The organism is Amycolatopsis sp. EV170708-02-1, from assembly GCF_022479115.1.
GTDB lineage: Bacteria > Actinomycetota > Actinomycetes > Mycobacteriales > Pseudonocardiaceae > Amycolatopsis.
This window is the reverse complement of record NZ_CP092497.1, coordinates 3,192,207-3,210,880: the sequence shown is the minus strand read 5'-3', so window position 1 is coordinate 3,210,880 and position 18,674 is coordinate 3,192,207. Positions and strand designations below refer to the sequence as shown.

The following is an 18,674-nucleotide window of genomic DNA, read 5'->3' as shown; positions in this document are numbered from 1 at the left end:
TCGCGTTCGCCTTTGACCCGCACCTCCCTCCGGTGGAGGATGCGAGGTGAGCAACCGCTTAGCGCGTCTGGATCGAGAACAAGGGAGTGTCGTTCCATGCCCGAAGCCGTCATCGTCTCCACCGCCCGATCCCCGATCGGCCGCGCCGGCAAGGGATCGCTGGTGAGCATCCGCCCGGACGACCTCACCGTGCAGATGGTCCGCGCCGCGCTCGACAAGGTCCCCGAGCTCGACCCGACGCAGATCGAAGACCTCATGCTGGGCTGCGGTCTCCCCGGCGGCGAGCAGGGCTTCAACATGGGCCGCGCCGTCGCCGTCGAACTCGGCTACGACCACCTGCCCGGCTGCACGATCACGCGGTACTGCTCGTCGAGCCTCCAGACCACCCGCATGGCGCTGCACGCGATCAAGGCGGGCGAAGGCGACGTGTTCATCTCCGCCGGCGTCGAGACGGTTTCCCGCTTCGCCAACGGCAGCTCGGACTCCTGGCCGAACACGCACAACCCGCTGTTCGCCGACGCCGAGGCCCGCACCGCGCAGGTGGCGGCCGAGGGCGCCGACAGCTGGACGGATCCGCGCGAGAACGGCGCCCTGCCGGACGTCTACATCGCGATGGGCCAGACCGCCGAAAACCTGGCGCGGCTGAAGAACGTCTCGCGTGAGGAGATGGATGAGTTCGGCGTCCGTTCGCAGAACCTCGCCGAGAAGGCCATCGCGGACGGCTTCTGGGCCAAGGACATCACGCCGGTCACCCTGCCGGACGGCACCGTGGTCTCGAAGGACGACGGCCCGCGCGCCGGCGTCACCCTCGAAGGCGTCTCCGGCCTCAAGCCGGTGTTCCGCCCCGACGGCCGGATCACCGCGGGGAACTGCTGCCCGCTCAACGACGGCGCGGCCGCGGTGATCATCATGTCCGACACCAAGGCGAAGGAGCTCGGCCTCACCCCGCTCGCCCGCGTCGTCTCGACCGGTGTTTCGGGGCTGTCGCCGGAGATCATGGGCTACGGCCCGGTCGAGGCGTCGAAGCGGGCGCTCGCGCGCGCCGGGATGTCGATCGGCGACATCGACCTCGTCGAGATCAACGAGGCGTTCGCCGCGCAGGTCATCCCGTCCTACAAGGACCTCGGGATCGACCTCGACAAGCTGAACGTCAACGGCGGCGCGATCGCCGTCGGCCACCCGTTCGGCATGACCGGCGCGCGGATCACCTCGACGCTGATCAACTCGCTGCGCCACCACGACAAGCAGTTCGGCCTCGAGACGATGTGCGTCGGTGGCGGCCAGGGCATGGCGATGGTGCTGGAGCGCCTCTCCTGACCCGCTGACCTGCGGAAAGAGAGCAAGGGACCTTTGCTACCACTCGCTTAGCGTGGCTAAGTAAGCGGTAGCAAAGGTCCCTTGCTCTCTTTTTGGCGTCCTAGTGGGTCAGGATCGGCGGGGCCGCGGCGCCCTCACCGTCCGCACCCTCCGGCAGCGCGGGCTTGGTCTTCGGCAGGAACGCCGCCGGGATCAGGCACAGCGCGAGCAGGATCATCGACCACAGGAACGTCGTCGAGAACGCGTCCGCGGTCAGCCCCGAAGCGGCTTCGCGCGTCGCCGGGTTCATCACCGCCGCCGTCGCGGCCAGCTGCCCCTGCGCGGTCGGCACGCCGAACTTCCCGGCCAGCAGCGCCGCCAGGATGATCGACAGCACCGCCGAACCGATCGCCCCCGCGGTCTGCTGGAAGATGTTCGTCGCCGTCGACGCCTTCGCCATGTCCTCCGACTTGAGCGTCTGCAACGCGGCCGAGGTGATCGGCATCATCGTCGCGCCCATGCCGAGCCCCATCACGAACAGCGCCGAAAGCAGCAGCCAGTACGGCGTCGTCGCGGAGAGCTGGGTGAAGGCGACCAGCCCGGCGAGCATCAGCACGAGACCGGGCAGCACGATCTTCCGCGCGCCGATCTTGTCCGCGAGCCTGCCCGCGATCGGCATGGTCAGCATCGCGCCGAACCCCTGCGGGGCGAGCAGCAGACCGGCGTTCATCGCCGTTTCACCGCGTGCCAGCACGAAATACGTCGGCAGGAGCAGCATCGCGCCGAAGAACGCGACGCAGAAGAAGGTCATCGTCACCATCGCGACGGTGAACGACCCGTTCTTGAACAGCTTCAGGTCGAGCAGCGGGTTCGTGACCCGGTTCGCCCGGAACACGAACGCCACCAGCAACGCGATCCCGGCCAGCGCGGGCAGCCAGACGTCGACCGCGCCGACACCACCCGCCGACGGGATGTTCGAGACACCGAAGATCAGCGCCGCGAGCCCCGGCGACACCATCAGCATGCCGACGAAGTCGAACCGCTCGCTGGGCTCCGGCCGGTCCTTCGGCAGCACACGCCAGGCCAGCGCCATGGTGATCAGGCCGATCGGCACGTTGATGTAGAAGATCCAGCGCCAGCTCACCGCGTCGACCAGCCAGCCGCCGAGGATCGGGCCGCCGATCGGGCCGAGCAGCATCGGCACCCCGAGCACGCCCATCACGCGCCCGATCCGGTGCGGTCCCGCGGCCCTGGTCAGGATCGTCATGCCGGCGGGCATCAGCATGCCGCCGCCGAAGCCCTGCAGGACCCGGAAGATGATCAGCGATTCGACGTCCCAGGCCATGCCGGCGAGCATCGAGCCGATCAGGAACAAGCCGATCGCGGTGAGGTAGAGCCGCTTGGTGCCGAACCGGTCCGAAGCCCAGCCGGTGATCGGGATGACCGTCGCCAGGGCGAGCATGTAGCCGGTCGCGATCCACTGGATGGTGTCGAACGAGGTCTGGAACTCGATGGTCAGTTTCTGGAGCGCGACGTTGACGACCGTCGTGTCGAGGATCGCCATGATCGCGCCGAGGATGACGACGCCGGCGACCTTGAGCACCCCGGCGTCGAGTTTGTCGCCGCCCGGTGCGGCCGGGCTTTGCGTTGACATGAAAAGTCCGTCCCTGTTACTGAGTGGACGCGACGACCCCCGTGGTCGCGACTACGGATTCGACGCCCGGCGCGGCGCCGGGCCTTCCCCAACCGAGCTTGTGCATTTAGGCGCAAGCTCAGGTATGTAGCCGAGGGTAGCCGAACACGGGTTTTACCTGCCAACTTTTTCCCCGTATACGGGCCGAAAGGGCAGGCCCGCATACGAGATGTCACGAAGAGTGATCAGCAGACGCTGTCGGTCGGAGCCGGATTGCCGAGACCGAACAGCGGTCGCAGCTTGAGCCCGATCCAGGTGCCGCCGAGCGCGAAAACGCCCCAAAGCCAGCCGTGCAGGCTGCCGACCGAGATACCGCCGAGGTAGGCGCCGATGTTGCAACCGCCCGCCATCCGCGCGCCGACACCCATCAGGATCCCGCCGAGCACCGCGGCCACGGCGGTCCGCCACGGGATCGAACTGTGGATCTTCCACGCGCCGGCCGCCGCGGCCGCGACCCCCGCGCCGATCATGATGCCGATGTCGGTGAGGCTGTTCTTGTCCGTCCAGATCGGCCCGGCCAGCGAAGCCGCGTTCGCCTTGATCCGCCAAAACTCCCAGGTCTCGGGGTGCAGGCCGAACACCTGCAGGATCTTGGCGCCCCACAGGCTGAACGCGCTCGTGACACCCCAGATCCCGCCGGAGACCAGGAAGACCGCGCCCGCCAGCACGCCGAGGACGACGGCGCCGACGAGAATCGGCCAGGACCCGCGGTAGATCCGGGCGAAACCGCGCGCGGTCGGGACGACGTCGACCGGCGGCGGGTTGCGGCGCTTCTGCACGAACCGGGTCCCCAGCACGATCGCCGCGAGGACGGCGACGGTGATCACCCACGAACCGAACCAGCCGACGTGGTCGGCGAGCAGGACACCCTTGAACTCGGGCCAGCCCGACAGCAGCGGATACGCCCAGGTGTAGAGCACCGAACCGGTGATGAACCCGCCGAGGGTGAGCACGATCGTCGACTGCCCGGAACCGACGGCGAACAACGTTCCCGACGCGCACGCGCCGCCCAGCTGCATGCCGATCGCGAAGATCGTCGCGCCGGCGAACAACGCCAGCCCCAGTCCGCCCGCGGTCGGCTTCGGCGTGCTGCCGAAGAGCCCGGAGCCGGTGCCCACGATCAGCGCGATCAACGTCGCGGCGGTACCGAGAAGCAGCGTGTGCGCCCGCAGGCCTTGGCCGTTCCCGACCGCGATGAGCTGGCGCCAGGCCGAGGTGAACCCGAAACGGGAGTGGAAGAGCGCGAGCCCGAGCAGCAGGCCGAGGATGAGCAGCACACCGAACTTCGCCCCATGCGCGGCCCAGACGTACCAGGTCAGCCCAACCGCGAGCGCGCCCGCGACCGCCAGCGGCACGACCTTGACCGGCTCTTCCGGTTGCGGGACCGGGGCGGCGCATGAGGTCGGGAAGTCGAGGAGTTTCTTCTCACCGGCTTGGGTTTCCGTCGTCGCCACCTGGACTCCAGATCGATCGGCGGGGTGGGGGACGAGCAACGTTAGGACCGGTGACCGCCCGATCGCAGCCCGTCCCACACTGTGCGACGAACGGCGGCTCCCGCGCGGCCGGATGGCGGGTGGTAGCAAAGGTCCCTTGCTCCCCCCGGCACGCGCGAAGGCCCCCTTCCCTCCGCTGAGCCAAGGAAAGGGGGCCTTCACGCGCTTCGGTCTACTACGCCGTCTTGATGCAGATCGTGGTCGGCGGCGTCGAGTACACCGCCACTGCCGTGGCTTCGGTGCCCTCACAGGACGCCTTGTCCGCGACATTGGCGATCTTCACCAGTTCCGCGTCCTTGGCGGGATCGGTGCAGGACACCTTCTGGTAGCCCGCGGTATCCGACTTGAAGCCCGTCAGGCAGTCGCCCTGGTTGGCGTTGACGATCAGGCACAGCTTGTACGAGATCCGGCCGGACATCGAAATGGTGTCGTAGTCGCCCTCCGGGCAGGACTCGCCGCCGCCCACGCGGGCGGCGATCTTGACGTTCGCCTCCTGCGCGCCGCAGTCGGCCTTCTTCGGCTCGTCGGCCGCGCGGGAGAACTCGGTCACGCTCAGGCATTCACCGGCCTGGGCGCTGCCCGTCCCGGTGAAGTAGTTGAAGAGGAACAGGCCGCCGCCGATCACGACGACGAGCACCGGGATGGCGAATCTCAGCCAGCGGAGCTTGGACTTCTTGGGCGCTGACGGCTGGCCGAAAGCGTCGGGCTGTCCCACCGGCATTTGGCCCCCAGGGGCCGGCTGGGAAGTGGTCACCGAGAAACCTCACAGGTGTGAAGAGGAATAAGAACCTCGGTATCAAACACGTACCGTGATCAACCACACGCACCGGGCCCCCGAACGAGTGAAACACCCTGGTCGAACCGGCTATTTGAGGCTCTTCACACAAACCGTCGAGGGCGGTGTGGAGTAGCTCTTGAGATGAGTGGCTTCCGTGTCGTCACAGGTCGCGACACCGTCGGCCACTTTCAGGACTTCGGCGTCCTTCGCGGGGTCCGAGCAGGGCACCTTCTGATAGGCCACGCTGTCGGCGAGGAAGTTCTCGAGGCAGTCGCCCTGCTTCGCGTTGATCATCATGCAGAGCCGGTACGAGGCGAACGTCTTGTCGACGGTGAGCTGGTCGTATTCGCCCGCCGGGCACGCGCCGCCGGCGTCGGTCTTCGCCCCGGCCTTCGCGTTGGCCTCGACAGAACCGCAGTCCGCCTTGACCGGGTCGTCGCCGACATCGCCGAAGGTGGTGACCGCGTAGCAGTCGCCGACACGGACGTCGTCGGTGTCGGCGAGGTACCCGAAGATCCACGAAGACGCGCTGAGCACCACGATCGCGACCGGCACCAGGATGCTCACCCAGAACCATTTGGAACGCCTGTGTTCGGTCATGTCAGCAGAGGGTATTCGCCACCACGGAAAAGGGCGCCCCGATCGCTCGGAGCGCCCTTTCGCGGAGAATCGGCGTCAATCGTTTTGGAAGTACGACAGCAGCCGCAGGATCTCGAGGTACAGCCAGACCAGCGTGGTCATGAGACCGAAGGCGGCGAACCACGCCCACTTCGACGGCATGCCTTCGCGGATCATCCGGTCGGCCTGGTCGAAGTCGAGCAGGAAGCTGAACGCCGCGACACCGATCACCACGAGGCTGAAGATGATCGCGATCGGCCCGCCGTCACGCAGCGGGTTGAAGCCGAAGAAGCTGGTGATGAGGTTGACCAGCATCAGGATCGCGACACCGACGACGGCGCCGATGATCCACTTCGTCAGCTTCGGGGTGACCTTGACCGCGCCGGTCTTGTAGACGACCAGCATCGCGACGAAGACACCCGCGGTACCGATGATCGCCTGCAGCGCGATACCGGGGTACAGCGCCTCGAAAAGGCCGCTGATCGCACCGAGGAAGACACCCTCGGCCGCCGAGTACGCCAGCGTGAGCGGGCCGCTCGGCTTCTGCTTGAAGATGATCACGAGGGAGATCACGAGGCCGACGAGCATGCCGCCGACGAGGGCGCCGATCACGCCGCCGCTGATACCGGTGATCCGGCCCGCGGCGTCCACGGGCAGCTGGCTGATCGCCCAGATCGCGGTGAGCACGCCGGTCACCAGCGCGGTGCCGAGGCTCAGCGCCGTCTTGATGACGACGTCGTCGACGGTCATCGGACGGTCGTCGGCGCCGGCGGAGGTCTGCGGAGGGCCGTAGCCGGGCACGCCGCCCTGGGGTTGGTTGAAGCCTACGTTGGGTCCGTACTGAGCCGCGCCACGCGGCAGGTTCCGGAACGCCGGGTTGCTACTGGATCGCACCTGATCCTCCTGGATCTACTGGCACCTGCATCGGGTTCAACGACCGCGTGGGCCGCCCGGTTCCCGTCGAAGTAAAGACGACTTTACTCACAATCGGCGCGGCGCCCATCCCCCACACCGTATGCGGCGGAGATCACCGACCGTTCACCGATACCCCACCTGATGCCCTATTGCCAAAACCGCTGCTCACACGCCACCCTCCACGTTGCGTGTTCGGATAATCACCGAAGGCGTGTCGGGGAACCTATCGATCGTGTGACCTGCGTCGACGTACAGGCGTCGAGGGCAGAGCACGGCCAAAGGAGTCAACACACCATGGGGTGGACCACACGCCCGAGCGTGCGTTCGCGCGCCTTGACCAGCCTGATCGCGACGTGCCTGCTCGGCGCCTTGTCCGCCACCGTCGCGGCGACACCGGCCTCGGCCGCCAAGGAGGAAGGCGTCGGCTACCAGGTCACGCCAGGCCAGACGGTCGACAGCAAGCCCAGAGATCGCGACTGGCTGGGCTCCTACGTCGTCAACGGCAAGCACGTGTTCTGCGTCTCCTTCCAGCTGAAGGCGCCGGACACCAACGAGAAGTACCAGCCCGGCGATGAACTCCTCGACAAGTGGGGCGCGAAGCTCCCCGAGGACACCGCGGCCAACATCTCCTACCTTCTGCTTCGCTACGGCGGCACCAAGGACAACGCCGAGGCGGCGGCGCTCGCGCATCTGCTGCACTCGTGGACGTCGAAGCCGCGTACCGCCGACGACCTCAAGCCGAACCTCCCCCCGGAGAAGATCGGCTACGACGTCCAGAGCCACCTCGACAAGCTGAAGGCGCAGCACGCCGACGCCGCCACGGCCGTCGAGAAGCTGACCAAGGACGCCGAAGCCAACCGCGGTCCGTGGACCACCGCGATCGCGCCGCCGAAGGAAGACCAGCACATCGGCACCGCGGGCGAGTGGACGATCAGCGTCAAGAACGCCAAGGGCAAGGGTGTCTCCGGCGTGCCCGTGCAGCTCACGCCGTCGAACGCGACGATCGAAAGCGGTGAAAGCACCAAACCCGCGTCGACCTCGAACGCCAAGGCCGAGAAGGCCACCACGGTGAAGACCGGCGAAGACGGCACCGTCACGGTCAAGGTGACGCCGACCGGTGACCAGCCGAAGCTGGCCAGCTCGCTGTCCGCCCCCGCGGACCGCCCGTACGTGCAGTTCCCCGTCGAGACCGGCGTGCAGAAGGTCGTGTCGACCGGCGGCGAGAAGGAGCTGAAGGCCCAGGGCGTCGCGGTCGTTTCGAAGCCGGGCAAGGTCCAGGTGACCAAGGTCGACGCGAAGACCGGCAAGGGCATCGCGGGCGCCGCACTGCGGATCACCGCCAAGGACAAGTCCACCGCCGCCGTCGGCCACGACGGCAAACCGCTCAACGGCGCCGACGGCAAACCCGCCGTCGTCACCACCGAAGGCGAGAACGGCACGGTCACCGTGGAGAACCTGCGGACCCCGCAGGAGATCTGCGTGGTCGAGGTCAGCGCGCCGCCGGGCTACACCAACGCGTTCGACCCGAAGAATCCGCCGTCCGCCTGTGGTGAGCTCAAGCCGGGTGAGACGCTGGCGCTCAAGGTCGCCAACACGCCCAACGAGGTACCGCGCACCATCCCCGCCGGCGACCGGCCGGTGGCGATGATGCAGGGCACCGTCGAGAACTCGGCGTCGACCGCCGGCATCCTCGGCGTCGGCGCGCTCGCGCTGCTCGGTTCGGTGATGGTGGGCGTGGCCGCGCGGCGGTCTTCGCGACGCTAAGAGGGTTCTGGAATGTCAGTACGACGCGGGTTCGCGCTGGGAGCGGTCACGGTCCTGTGCGCGGACCTCGTCGCGGCCCTGCTCATCTGGCCGCCGACGACCGTGGTGACGGGGACGGCTCAGGCCGTCTCCGTTTCCGTCGCGGGTGGCGCCCCCGCCGCGCCCGCACAGCAGGAGGTCCCGCCTCCGCCGGACATCATCCCCACGACTCCGACGGCAGCTCCGCCGCCGCCGAAGGAGCCTGAAGCCCCGAAGCCGCAGGGTCCGGGGACGATCCGGCTGCCGGCGGGCGGCGCGGCGAAACTCGTGCGCAAGGAGCTCGGACCGGGCGCGGAACTCCCGGTGCCGGAGAACCTCGGCGAGGTGACCTGGTGGGGCGCCGAGCTGAATTCGGCCACCGGGGCGAGCGTGTTCGCCGGGCACGTGAACTGGAAGGGCGCGACGGGCCCGTTCGCGGAGCTGTGGACCGAGCGGATCGGCGGCGCCGTCACCGTGGTCGACAAAGCCGGGAAGTCCTGGCAGTACAAGGTCTCCCAGCTGATCACGCTGAAGAAGAACGAGCTGCCACAGCGGGCGGACGAGCTGTTCGGCCAGTCCGGTCCACATCGGATAGTCCTCGTCACCTGCGGCGGCCGCTGGGTCGGCGGGGAGACCGGCTACGCCGAGAACCGGGTCGTCATCGCCGACCCAGCCTAGTTACCCGTGAGTAACTTCACCGGCGCCGTGGTGGTCCTCGCCGTCCCGATGCAGCAGAATGCCGGGGGACGCGGGCGAGCACGGTGAAGGGTGAGGCAGATGGCGACTTTTCTGGTGACCGGGGCGACCGGACTGATCGGGCGCCAGTTCACCCGGCTACTGCTCACCAGGGACGACGTCGACAAGGTCGCGCTCGTCGTCCGCGCCTCCTCGCGGGACAAACTCGCGAAACTCGTGAACGCCTGGCCGCATCCCGAACGCGTCACCCTCGTCACTGGCGACCTCGGCGAGCCCCTGCTCGGCGTCGGCGAAGAGGATCGAGAGAAGCTTCGCGGCGTCGACCACGTCGTGCACCTCGCCGCCCTTTACGACCTCACCGCCGACGATGAAGCCAGCATCAAGGCCAACGTCGAAGGCACCGCGCAGGTGATCGCCCTCGCCGCGGATCTGAACGCAGGCTGCCTGCACCACGTGTCCTCGGTCGCCGTCGCCGGCGACCACGAGGGCATGTTCACCGAGGAGATGTTCGACGTCGGCCAGCGGCTCGTCACGCCGTATCACCGCACGAAGTTCGAGGCGGAGCGCCTCGTGCGCGAACAGCAGGACGTGCCGTGGCGGGTGTACCGGCCCGCGGTCGTCGTCGGGAACTCCGAGACCGGCGAAATGGACAAGATCGACGGCCCGTACTACCTGTTCCCCGCCATCAGCAGGTTGGCCGGGCTGCCCGACGTGCCGATCGTCGGCCCCGACCTCGGCGACACCAACGTCGTCCCGGTCGACTACGTCGCCGAGTCGCTGAACGCCCTGATCACCACGAAGGGCCTCGACGGGCGCGCGTTCCACCTGGTCAACCCGGAGCCCCAGCCGGTCGTCTCGGTCTACAACGCCTTCGCGAAAGCCGCGGGCGCGCCGACCATCTCCGTGCAGCTCAACGAACGCGTGTCCAAGGGCATCGTCAACCTAGTGAAGCTGAGCGAGCACATCCCCGGCTTCACGATCGCGCGCGACGCCGTGATGGAGCGGCTCGGCATCCCGCCGGTGCTGCTGGAGACCATGGCTTTCCCGTCGGTGTTCTCGTCGGCGTCGACGCGCAAGGCACTCATCGGCTCGGGTGTCGAGGTACCCCGGATCGAGGAGTACGCGCCCACCCTGTGGCGCTACTGGCGGGAGCACCTCGACCCGTTCCGCGCGCGCAAGCACGGCCCGCGCGGCGAACTGGACGGCCGTCGCGTGATCATCACCGGCGCGTCCTCGGGTATCGGCCGCGCGACCGCGATCAAGGTCGCGGCCGCGGGCGGGGTGCCGCTGCTCGTCGCGCGGCGCCGTCACGAACTCGAAGAAGTGCGGGACGAGATCATCGCCGCCGGCGGCACGGCGTCGGTGTACCCCGCCGACCTGACCGACGAGGAATCGGTGCACAAGGCCGTCGACGCGATGCTCGCCGAGCACGGCCGCATCGACATGCTCGTGAACAACGCCGGCCGCTCGATCCGGCGGTCGATCAAACTGTCGTACGACCGGTTCCACGACTACGAACGCGCGATGGCGATCAACTACTTCGGCGCGGTGCGGCTGATCCTCGCGGTGCTGCCGCATATGTCCGAGCGGAAATTCGGGCATATCGTCAACGTCTCGTCGATCGGCGTGCAGGGAATCGCGCCGCGCTTTTCGGCATACGCGGCGTCGAAGGCCGCTTTGGACTATTTCTCCCGGATCGCCGCGACCGAGACCCACGGCGACGGAATCACCTTCACGACCATCCACATGCCACTCGTGCGCACGCCGATGATCCGGCCGACGAAGATCTATGACGCGTTTCCGACCAAATCGCCGGACCAGGCCGCGGACATGGTGATGAAGGCACTGCGGGAACGTCCCAAGCACATCGGCACGCCCGCCGGGCAGGCGATCGGGCTCGCGTACACGCTCACGCCGGGGCTCACGGATGCCGTGGCCTACCAAGGATTCCGCGTGTTCCCGGATTCCGCGGCCGCGGGCGGCGAAGGCGGACTCAAGATCGGGAAGGGCGAGCAGCATCTGTCCCGCGCGGCGATGGCGCTCGCCCGGCTCAGCCGCGGCTTCCATTGGTGACACTGCGCACACGGGTGGCGGCCGTTCAGGTGAGGGATAGCAGCTGAGAGACGACACACGTCGGTGAATCACCAAGCCTGACAACGGCGACCCCGCGTACGCAGGTACCGTCGTGGCCATGGTTCCCGAGCGAGACAACGGCCTGTTGCCCCTGCGGCGCGAGTACACCCAGGCCTGGCACGGCTTCGACCGGAACGAAGTGCGCCAGTATCTGGATCATCTCGAAGCCCAGCTGCATCGCGTGATCACCGACCGCGACGCCGCGATCGCGCAGGCGACCTCGGCCACGCGCGAACTCGAAACCGTTCGCCACGAGGTGGCGAAGCTGAACGCCAGGATCGAGGAGCTGAAGAAGCCGCCGGAGCGGCTCGAAGACCTCGACGAGCGGATGCAGCGCACCGTCACGCTCGCGCAGGCGCGCGCGGACGAGATCACGAAGCGTGCCGAAGTCGCCGCCGAGAAGCACTGGGCTTCTTCGAGCGAAGCCTCGAAGAAGCTCCGCGAGCGCTACACGCGGCTCGTCGCCGAACTGGACAAGCAGGCGGACGCGTTGCACTCCGAGCACGAGTCCGCACTCGCCGAGACGCGAGCCGAGGTCCAGCGGCTGACCGTCGAGGCCGCCCAGCGCCGGGAACTGCTGGACAACGAAGCCGAGCGCAAGCGCCGGAAGATCGAGCGCGAGTTCGAGCAGACGATCGCGGCGCAGAAGGCGGCGCACGAGAAGCACATCGCCGACCAGCAGACGGCCAGCAAGAACCAGGCCGAACGCCGGATCGCGGAGGCCACCGCGGAGGCCAAGCGACGCATCGACGAGGCGACGACCGAGGCCAAGCGTCGGCTCGACGAAGCCACGACGACAGCCGCCCAGCGCACGACGGCCGCCCAGCGGAAGGTCGAACGGCTGGCGGAGATCCGCGAGCAGGCCCGGAAGAGCCTCATGCAGGCCGACGAGGTCCTGAAGGGCAGCGAGGCGATGCTCGCGGCGCTGCCCGAGGAGTCGGTGATCCCGCACGCTTCGAAGCTCGTCGGCGGCGACAGCAAGGCCGAGGAGACGAAGCCGGCGGGCAAGCCGGCCGAGCAGCCCGCGTCGAAGGCCGCCGCTCCGGCCGCCGCCAAACCCGCTCCCGCCAAGCCCGCTTCTTCGGCGCCTGCCGCCGCTGCGCCGAAGAACGGACAGACCGAGCAGAACGGCCCGAAGGCGAACGGGCAGAAGCCGTCACCGGCCAAAACCGGCTCCTGACCAGCGCGAAGTAGCAAGGGACCTTTGCTATCACTCTCCAAAAGAGAGTGATAGCAAAGGTCCCTTGCTCTCTTTCCGGGCGCGGTCAGGGGGCGGTGGTGCGTGGCCAGGGGTTGGCCGCTTCGAGCTGGGCGGCAAGGCCCAGCAGGAGCGCTTCCCCACCGGGCGCGGCGACGAGCTGGACGCACGCCGGGATGCCCGAAGGATGCACGCCGATCGGCACCGACATCGCCGGATAGCCGGCGAGATTCCACAGCCCGGCGAAACCCGCCACGCGCAGGGACGGCAGTACGTTGGCGATCCATCGGCTGTCGTGCCACGTGCGCGCCTTGAGCGGGAGGGTCGCGATCATGGGGGTGACCAGGACATCGTGGTCGGCGAAGAACTCTTCGGCACGCTCCAGCCAGCGCTCCCGGGTGGCCTCCCGGACCCGCTTGGCCATCAGCCGCCCGAGCCGGACGTGCATACGGGTACGGGGCTGGAGTGCGCTGAGGTCGAACTCGGCCGCTTGCTCGGCCGGACCCGCGACCCATCGCGCGAGAAGGCCACCGATCGCTCCGGCGTTGTACCGCGGTGTTCCGGGCGCGACGGTGTGCCCGGCCTCGCGGAACAGCTCTCCGGCCCGCGTGACGGCCCGGCTGAACGCGCGCGGCAGCGGCGCCCTCGTCAACGGGACCTGGGTCGACAGGGCGATGCGAGACCGCTTCGGTTCGGCGAGGTCGGCCAAGCCGGGCTGTTCGGCGAGGACCGACATCAGCACGGCGGCGTCTGCCACCGTGGTCGTCATCGGACCGTGCGTGGACAGGCCGAACCAACCGTCCTCCCCCGGCACTCGGACCACGCCCTTGCCCGGTTTGAGACCGACGATCCCGCACATCGCGGCAGGCAGCCGGATCGAGCCCAGACCGTCGGTGCCGTGTGCGATGGGCACGAGTCCGGCCGCGACGGCCGCGGCGCTCCCTCCCGACGAACCGCCGGCGGCGTACGACGGGTTGCGCGGATTACGCGCCATCCCGTCCGGATCGTCACTCGACGGCCAGATGCACAGCTCCGGCACCCGGGTCAGGCCGACGATCACCGCACCGGCGGCGCGCAGCCTCCGCGCTATCTCACCGTCCTCTGTGGACGGCGTCGACGAACCCGCGCGTGACCCCCACGAGGCGTATTCGCCCTCGATCGGCGCGACGTCCTTGACCGCGACGGGCACCCCGGCCAAGGGCAGATCGGCCAGGTCCGCGCGTTCGCCGACGGCGGCGGCCTCAGCGAGCGCCTCCTCGACCCGGACCCGGCGAAACGCGCCGACCACCCCGTCCGCCGCCGCGATCCGGGCCAACGCCTCACGCGTCACCTCGACCGGGTCGAGTTCCTTGGCGCGGACAGCCGCCGCGATTTCCACTGCCGTCTTGACCATCCCCGCACTGTAGAACGGGCGGGCAAGATCAGCTGCGCGCCGAACAGGCGAACTTCGCCGAGTCCGGTTCGAACGCCGGGAAATCGGTGTAGCCGTCGAGCCGGGCGCCGTAGTAGACGTCGCGATCCGCTTCGGCGAGCGGCGCGTGGAGAGCGAATCGCGCAGGCAGATCCGGGTTCGCGATGAACAACCTGCCGAAGGCGACCACGTCGGCCAGACCGGCTCCGATCAAGGACTCACCCTCGGCGCGGCTGGTCGGCTTCTCGGATCGCAGATTCGCGACGAGCGTTCCTGGCCACAAAAGCCGCAGGTGCGACAGCACCTCGACGTCAGGGGTATCGATGACGTGCAGGTATGCGAGCTCGTACCGGCCGAGTTCCGCGAGCAGTCGTGAGTACACCTCCTTCCAATCGTCTTCCACGATGTCGTTCTCCGGGTTGCCCGGCGAAATACGCAGAGCGACCCTGGCCGCACCGATCTGCTCGGCCACGGCCGCCACCACCTCGAGCGGGAAGGTGAGCCGGGCGGCGACCGAGCCGCCGTAACGATCCTCCCGGCGGTTGGTGTTGCCGGCGAGGAACTCCTGGATGAGGTAGCCGTTGGCGCCATGGAGTTCCACGCCGTCGAATCCCGCCTCGACGGCCCGGCGTGCCGCCTCGGCGAAGTCCTGGACGACCTCGCCGATCTCCTCCTCGCCGAGCGCCCGGGGTTCGACGGTGTCCGTCCAGCCGCCGGCCGAGAAGATCCGCCCGGCCTGCCGGACCGCCGACGGCGCCACCGGTGTCCGGCCCGTCACGCCGGGGTGGCTGACCCGTCCCGCGTGCCAGAGCTGCGCGTAGATCCGGCCGCCTTTCTCGTGCACGGCCGCCGTCACCTCACGCCATGCCTCGGCCTGCTGCTCTGTCGCCAAGCCTGGGATTCCAGGGCCGCTCTTGCCGGTCTTGTTCACCCAAATGCCTTCGCTCACGATCAACCCGGCGCTCGCACGTTGGGCGTAGTACTCGGCCGTCCGCGGATGTGGCACGCCGGTGGGATCGTCGGCGCGTCCCCGGGTCATCGGAGCCATCGCTATGCGGTTCGGCAGTCGGATCGCGGTACCGCGGAACGCTTCTAGCAACCTCATGGACGCGAAGCTAAACCCTGACACCGGCGTCACGGTCAACCGCGGATTCCGCGGCTACTGTGGACTCATGCGGATCGGCGAACTGGCGAAGCGAACCGGGGTGAGCGTCCGATCGTTGCGGTACTACGAAACGGAAGGCCTGTTGCGGCCCGACCGATGCGGCAACGGCTACCGGACCTTCACCGAAGACGACATCGCCAGGGTGCTGCAGATCCAGCTCTTCTATTCAGCCGGGTTGTGCAGCGGCAAGATCGCGGAACTCCTTCCTTGCGTTTCCGGGGACCACACGCATTTGGTGCCCTCGCCGGAGATGACCGACGAGCTGGAGATCGCCAAAACCCGCATCCAGAACCAGATTTCCTTGCTCACCACCTCTCTGTCGGTTCTGGAACGTGTCCTGGCCGCGGCCAAGGGGACCGATACCGCCGCGGTACCGGTTCCCGCTCGGCCCGTCCGGCGCCATCGCGGGATCCATGTCTGACCCGTATCAGGCGTTCGGGTCTCGGCCCATCAATCCGAGCAGCCTGTCCTGCAGGGGTGCGTCTTCGGGCACCTTCACTTCAGGACCGAAGACGACGATGCCGGGCCCGAAAGCACCCGGGATCCTCATCTGGTCGGGGATGGCCTGCGCGGCCGGCCACATCCGCGCGACCTCCTCCGGATCGATCGTGTCGTCCTGACCGGTGGCCCTGGCCAGGTCCCAGCCGTGGATCACCATGTCGGCGCTGACGACTTGATCGATGTGCTGTTCGGCGGTCATCTTCCCTGTCGGCGTCTCGTGCTCCGTTGCCGCGAGCACTGGGTCGCCGAGGACCGCCTCGACATCGGCGCGAGCCGCCCGGAAGGCACCCAGCGGGTCTTCCATGAGCGACGGCGCCGGCCCGAGGTCACGTCCGAACGGGCTCAGCATCGCGGCGTGCATGTCGACGATGTGCCCGACGACATCCCTGGCGTTCCAGTCTTCACAGGGAGACTTGCTCTCCCACCGGCCTGTTTCGACAGCGGCGACCTTGCTCTCGAAGGCGTCGGCCCGGACGCGATAACGGTCGGCGATGGCGTTCATCGTGTTCCCGCCCGCACCGGAGCGACCACGACCTCGGCCAGCTTGTCGAAGCCTTCACCGACGCCCCGCTCCATCCCGGATTCGAGCACGGCGTCCCGGATCCGTTTCGAGCCGTACCGCACCACCTGGGTCAGTGTGGTGACTCCGTCGTGTTCGGCCAGGGTCAAAGTCGCCAAAGCCTGCCCTTCCGACGCCTCGCAGTCCTCGTTCGTCTCGAGGGAGACCAGCCGTCCTGGGGGGTCGATCTCCTGGTAGACGCCCTGCAGCAGCATCTCCATCCCGCCGCCGTGGCGCAGCCGGTAACGCCATCTGCCACCGACCCGCAGATCGATCTCGCATTCGACGACCTCACAGTCGTGCGGACCGAACCAGCGGCGTACCAGCTCGGGTTTCGTCCAGGCGTCGAACACCAACGCCCTCGGTGCGTCGAAGGATCTCGTCATGACGATCTCGAGATCGCCGGATTTCGTCACGCTGAGAGTTCGTCCCATCGTGCTGTTCCTTTCCGCTCGTGCGGTGGTCAATCGGTCTCGTCCCGGCGTTCGGGGTGCTGGATCTCCCCTTCCAGGACGAGATCCAGCTTCGAGAAGGTCTCGTCCCAGTAGCGGCGGTAGCCACCGAGCCATTCGTTCGCGTTCTTCAGCGGCTGGGCCACCAGCCGGCAGGGGCGGCGCTGAGCGTCGCGCCCCCTCGCCACCAGCCCAGCCCGCTCCAGCACCTTCAGATGCTTGGAGATGGCGGGCTGGCTCATCGCGAACGGCTCGGCCAGCTCCGTCACCGTGGCATCGCCACGCGCGAGCCGGGCCAGGATCGCGCGGCGAGTGGGGTCGGCGAGCGCCGCGAAGGTGACATCGAGCAGATCCTGTGCCACGGTCGCCCGCCTTTCCGTTTCCTCTGTTCGAGCAGTTCTCACGATTTCGACTTCTCACGATCGCTTCGGCATCCGCCGACCTGCTGGATAACCTTGCGGTTCCATAACCATGTGGTAATCTACGGCGGAGCAGATCGAGCTGTCAAGTCCGAACGTCCGCTTGACGAGGGAGAACACGGAGAAGAAGGGAGGTGGGGCCGAAGGTCCGGCAGGCGCGCCCACGCCCGAAAGGGCACGCAAGCGCGTACGAACGGGCAAGCCGGGTTACCGTCGATACCGGCATGGACGACGAACGAAACGAGCCGATGAACTCCGGGCGACCGAAGACGACGAAGCGATGGGCGACCGTAGTCCTGGGAGCCGCGACCGTTCTGCTCACCAGCGTGCAGTGCGGTACGGCGAACGACGAGGCCGGATCCGCGCAGCCGGCGGGGACGGTACCCCCGCTGCACAGCAGCGTCGCTTCAGTCCCACCCAGCTCCAGCAGGCCCGCGCCCTCGCCGTCACCGAGGGCGGAGCAGGCGCCCGTTCCAGGCTGCGAAGCGGTCATCGCCGGGATGAGCCCCCGGCAGCGGCTGGCCCAGTTGGTGGTGGTCGGCGTGAACGCCGGTGACCCGCAGGCGGCGGTGAAGCTGGTACGCGACCAGCAGATCGGCGGGATCTTCCTCGGCGGAAACGAGACGGCCCTCCTGCGCAACCGCGCGTTGGACGAGGTCCAGCGTGCCGCGAAGGTTCCGGTATCGGTGGCGATCGACGAGGAAGGCGGCCGTGTCCAGCGGATCGACGCCCTCGACGGCGACATGCCGAGCGCACGGAAGATGGCCTCGACCCTGACACCGGCACAGGTACGAGCGAAGGCCGCCGAACGAGGGCGGCAGATGCTGGCTCGTGGCGTCACCGTCGATTACGCGCCCGACGCCGACATCACCGACCAACCGGACCGCGACATCGTCGGCGACCGGTCGTTCGGAGCGAATCCCGAAGTCGCGCGGAAGTACATTCTGGCGTTCGCGCAGGGCTTGCGGGACGCCGGAGTGCAGCCGGTACTGAAGCACTTCCCCGGCCACGGGCACGCCAGCGGTGATTCCCACAAGGGACTGGTGCGGACACCGCCGCTGGCGTCGCTGCGGAAGGTCGACCTGGTTCCGTACCGCGACATCGGCGAGTACGGCGAGATCGGCGTCATGGTCGGACATCTGGACGTGCCCGACCTGACCGGCGGGACACCGTCGACCCTGTCGGCGCCGGCGTACCGGCTACTGCGGAAGGACTACGCGTTCGACGGCCCGGTGATCACGGACGATCTCGGGGCGATGAAGGCGATCACGTCGCAGTACCCGCTGCAGACGGCTGTGCTCAAGGCATTGCAGGCTGGGGCGGATCAGGCGTTGTGGTCCTCCGGCGGCAATGTCGGCACGGTGCTGGCCACGTTGGAGCAAGCGCTGGCGTCCGGCGACCTCCCCGCGGCCCGGGTCGACGAGGCCTTGACCCGCGTGCTCACGGCGAAACGCGCCTGCGGCTGACCATCGACGGCCAGGCCGGCGATCAGGCGGGCGCTCGGCAGGGTCCCGTGAAAAGCGGTCCGAAAACTCAATGAACACAATGCTGACCAGGCGCGCGTC

Annotated in this window: 17 protein-coding genes; 7 read left to right on the top strand and 10 right to left on the bottom strand. The window is 68.2% G+C overall.

The features are described from left to right. The first annotated feature begins 96 nt into the window (after nucleotides 1–96). Nucleotides 97–1,317, top strand: a complete 1,221-nt coding sequence (locus MJQ72_RS14970) for an acetyl-CoA C-acetyltransferase (protein ID WP_125694208.1) — start codon at nucleotides 97–99, stop codon at nucleotides 1,315–1,317. Between the two features lie 100 nt (nucleotides 1,318–1,417). On the opposite strand, the gene MJQ72_RS14965 is transcribed toward MJQ72_RS14970, so the two are convergent. From MJQ72_RS14965 to MJQ72_RS14945, 5 genes are all read right to left on the bottom strand, one after another. After that, nucleotides 1,418–2,950, bottom strand: coding sequence for a DHA2 family efflux MFS transporter permease subunit (locus MJQ72_RS14965; protein WP_240599739.1), 1,533 nt, complete (start codon nucleotides 2,948–2,950; stop codon nucleotides 1,418–1,420). A 224-nt stretch (nucleotides 2,951–3,174) separates the two neighbouring features. Next, entirely contained in the window at nucleotides 3,175–4,443 is a 1,269-nt protein-coding gene (locus tag MJQ72_RS14960; protein ID WP_240599738.1) for a YeeE/YedE family protein, read from the bottom strand. Between the two features lie 214 nt (nucleotides 4,444–4,657). Then, nucleotides 4,658–5,236: a hypothetical protein gene (locus tag MJQ72_RS14955; protein WP_240599737.1), complete on the bottom strand. Its 579-nt coding sequence runs from the start codon at nucleotides 5,234–5,236 to the stop codon at nucleotides 4,658–4,660. Between the two features lie 111 nt (nucleotides 5,237–5,347). Beyond that, nucleotides 5,348–5,860: a hypothetical protein gene (locus MJQ72_RS14950; RefSeq protein WP_240599736.1), complete on the bottom strand. Its 513-nt coding sequence runs from the start codon at nucleotides 5,858–5,860 to the stop codon at nucleotides 5,348–5,350. Between the two features lie 75 nt (nucleotides 5,861–5,935). Beyond that, complete coding sequence (locus MJQ72_RS14945; protein WP_240599735.1) at nucleotides 5,936–6,772, bottom strand: Bax inhibitor-1/YccA family protein; 837 nt, start codon at nucleotides 6,770–6,772, stop codon at nucleotides 5,936–5,938. 315 nt (nucleotides 6,773–7,087) lie between these two features. On the opposite strand from MJQ72_RS14945, the gene MJQ72_RS14940 reads away from it, so the two are divergent. The 4 genes from MJQ72_RS14940 (at nucleotide 7,088) to MJQ72_RS14925 (ending at nucleotide 12,584) form a co-directional block, all read left to right on the top strand. Then, the gene (locus tag MJQ72_RS14940; protein ID WP_240599734.1) at nucleotides 7,088–8,557 is read left to right on the top strand and encodes a SpaA isopeptide-forming pilin-related protein; all 1,470 of its coding nucleotides are present in this window, start codon (nucleotides 7,088–7,090) and stop codon (nucleotides 8,555–8,557) included. Nucleotides 8,558–8,569: 12 nt separating this feature from the next. Further along, the gene (locus MJQ72_RS14935; protein ID WP_240599733.1) at nucleotides 8,570–9,253 is read left to right on the top strand and encodes a class F sortase; all 684 of its coding nucleotides are present in this window, start codon (nucleotides 8,570–8,572) and stop codon (nucleotides 9,251–9,253) included. A gap of 99 nt (nucleotides 9,254–9,352) precedes the next feature. Continuing rightward, nucleotides 9,353–11,344 (top strand): SDR family oxidoreductase, encoded by a 1,992-nt coding sequence (locus MJQ72_RS14930; RefSeq protein WP_240599732.1) that lies wholly within the window; start codon nucleotides 9,353–9,355, stop codon nucleotides 11,342–11,344. A gap of 118 nt (nucleotides 11,345–11,462) precedes the next feature. Then, complete coding sequence (locus tag MJQ72_RS14925; RefSeq protein ID WP_240599731.1) at nucleotides 11,463–12,584, top strand: cell division protein DivIVA; 1,122 nt, start codon at nucleotides 11,463–11,465, stop codon at nucleotides 12,582–12,584. An 85-nt stretch (nucleotides 12,585–12,669) separates the two neighbouring features. Here MJQ72_RS14925 and MJQ72_RS14920 read toward each other — a convergent pair whose 3' ends face one another. Together MJQ72_RS14920 and MJQ72_RS14915 are read right to left on the bottom strand one after the other, a co-directional pair. Then, nucleotides 12,670–13,995: an amidase gene (locus tag MJQ72_RS14920; RefSeq protein ID WP_240599730.1), complete on the bottom strand. Its 1,326-nt coding sequence runs from the start codon at nucleotides 13,993–13,995 to the stop codon at nucleotides 12,670–12,672. A 28-nt stretch (nucleotides 13,996–14,023) separates the two neighbouring features. Continuing rightward, entirely contained in the window at nucleotides 14,024–15,118 is a 1,095-nt protein-coding gene (locus MJQ72_RS14915) for an alkene reductase (RefSeq protein WP_396426942.1), read from the bottom strand. A 67-nt stretch (nucleotides 15,119–15,185) separates the two neighbouring features. On the opposite strand from MJQ72_RS14915, the gene MJQ72_RS14910 reads away from it, so the two are divergent. Further along, entirely contained in the window at nucleotides 15,186–15,599 is a 414-nt protein-coding gene (locus MJQ72_RS14910) for a MerR family transcriptional regulator (protein WP_240599728.1), read from the top strand. Between the two features lie 6 nt (nucleotides 15,600–15,605). Here MJQ72_RS14910 and MJQ72_RS14905 read toward each other — a convergent pair whose 3' ends face one another. From MJQ72_RS14905 to MJQ72_RS14895, 3 genes are read right to left on the bottom strand one after another with little or no spacing between them, the layout of a single operon-like run. Continuing rightward, a complete protein-coding gene (locus MJQ72_RS14905) occupies nucleotides 15,606–16,181 on the bottom strand; it encodes a TIGR03086 family metal-binding protein (protein WP_240599727.1) in 576 nt (191 codons plus the stop codon). Next, nucleotides 16,178–16,672, bottom strand: a complete 495-nt coding sequence (locus MJQ72_RS14900) for an SRPBCC family protein (RefSeq protein ID WP_240599726.1) — start codon at nucleotides 16,670–16,672, stop codon at nucleotides 16,178–16,180. The genes MJQ72_RS14905 and MJQ72_RS14900 overlap by 4 nt, the downstream gene beginning before the upstream one ends. A 29-nt stretch (nucleotides 16,673–16,701) precedes the next feature. Next, nucleotides 16,702–17,052, bottom strand: a complete 351-nt coding sequence (locus tag MJQ72_RS14895) for a helix-turn-helix transcriptional regulator (protein ID WP_240599725.1) — start codon at nucleotides 17,050–17,052, stop codon at nucleotides 16,702–16,704. A gap of 281 nt (nucleotides 17,053–17,333) precedes the next feature. Here MJQ72_RS14895 and MJQ72_RS14890 point away from each other — a divergent pair, with 281 nt between their 5' ends. Beyond that, complete coding sequence (locus MJQ72_RS14890) at nucleotides 17,334–18,575, top strand: glycoside hydrolase family 3 N-terminal domain-containing protein (protein ID WP_240599724.1); 1,242 nt, start codon at nucleotides 17,334–17,336, stop codon at nucleotides 18,573–18,575. Nucleotides 18,576–18,674: the final 99 nt, after the last annotated feature.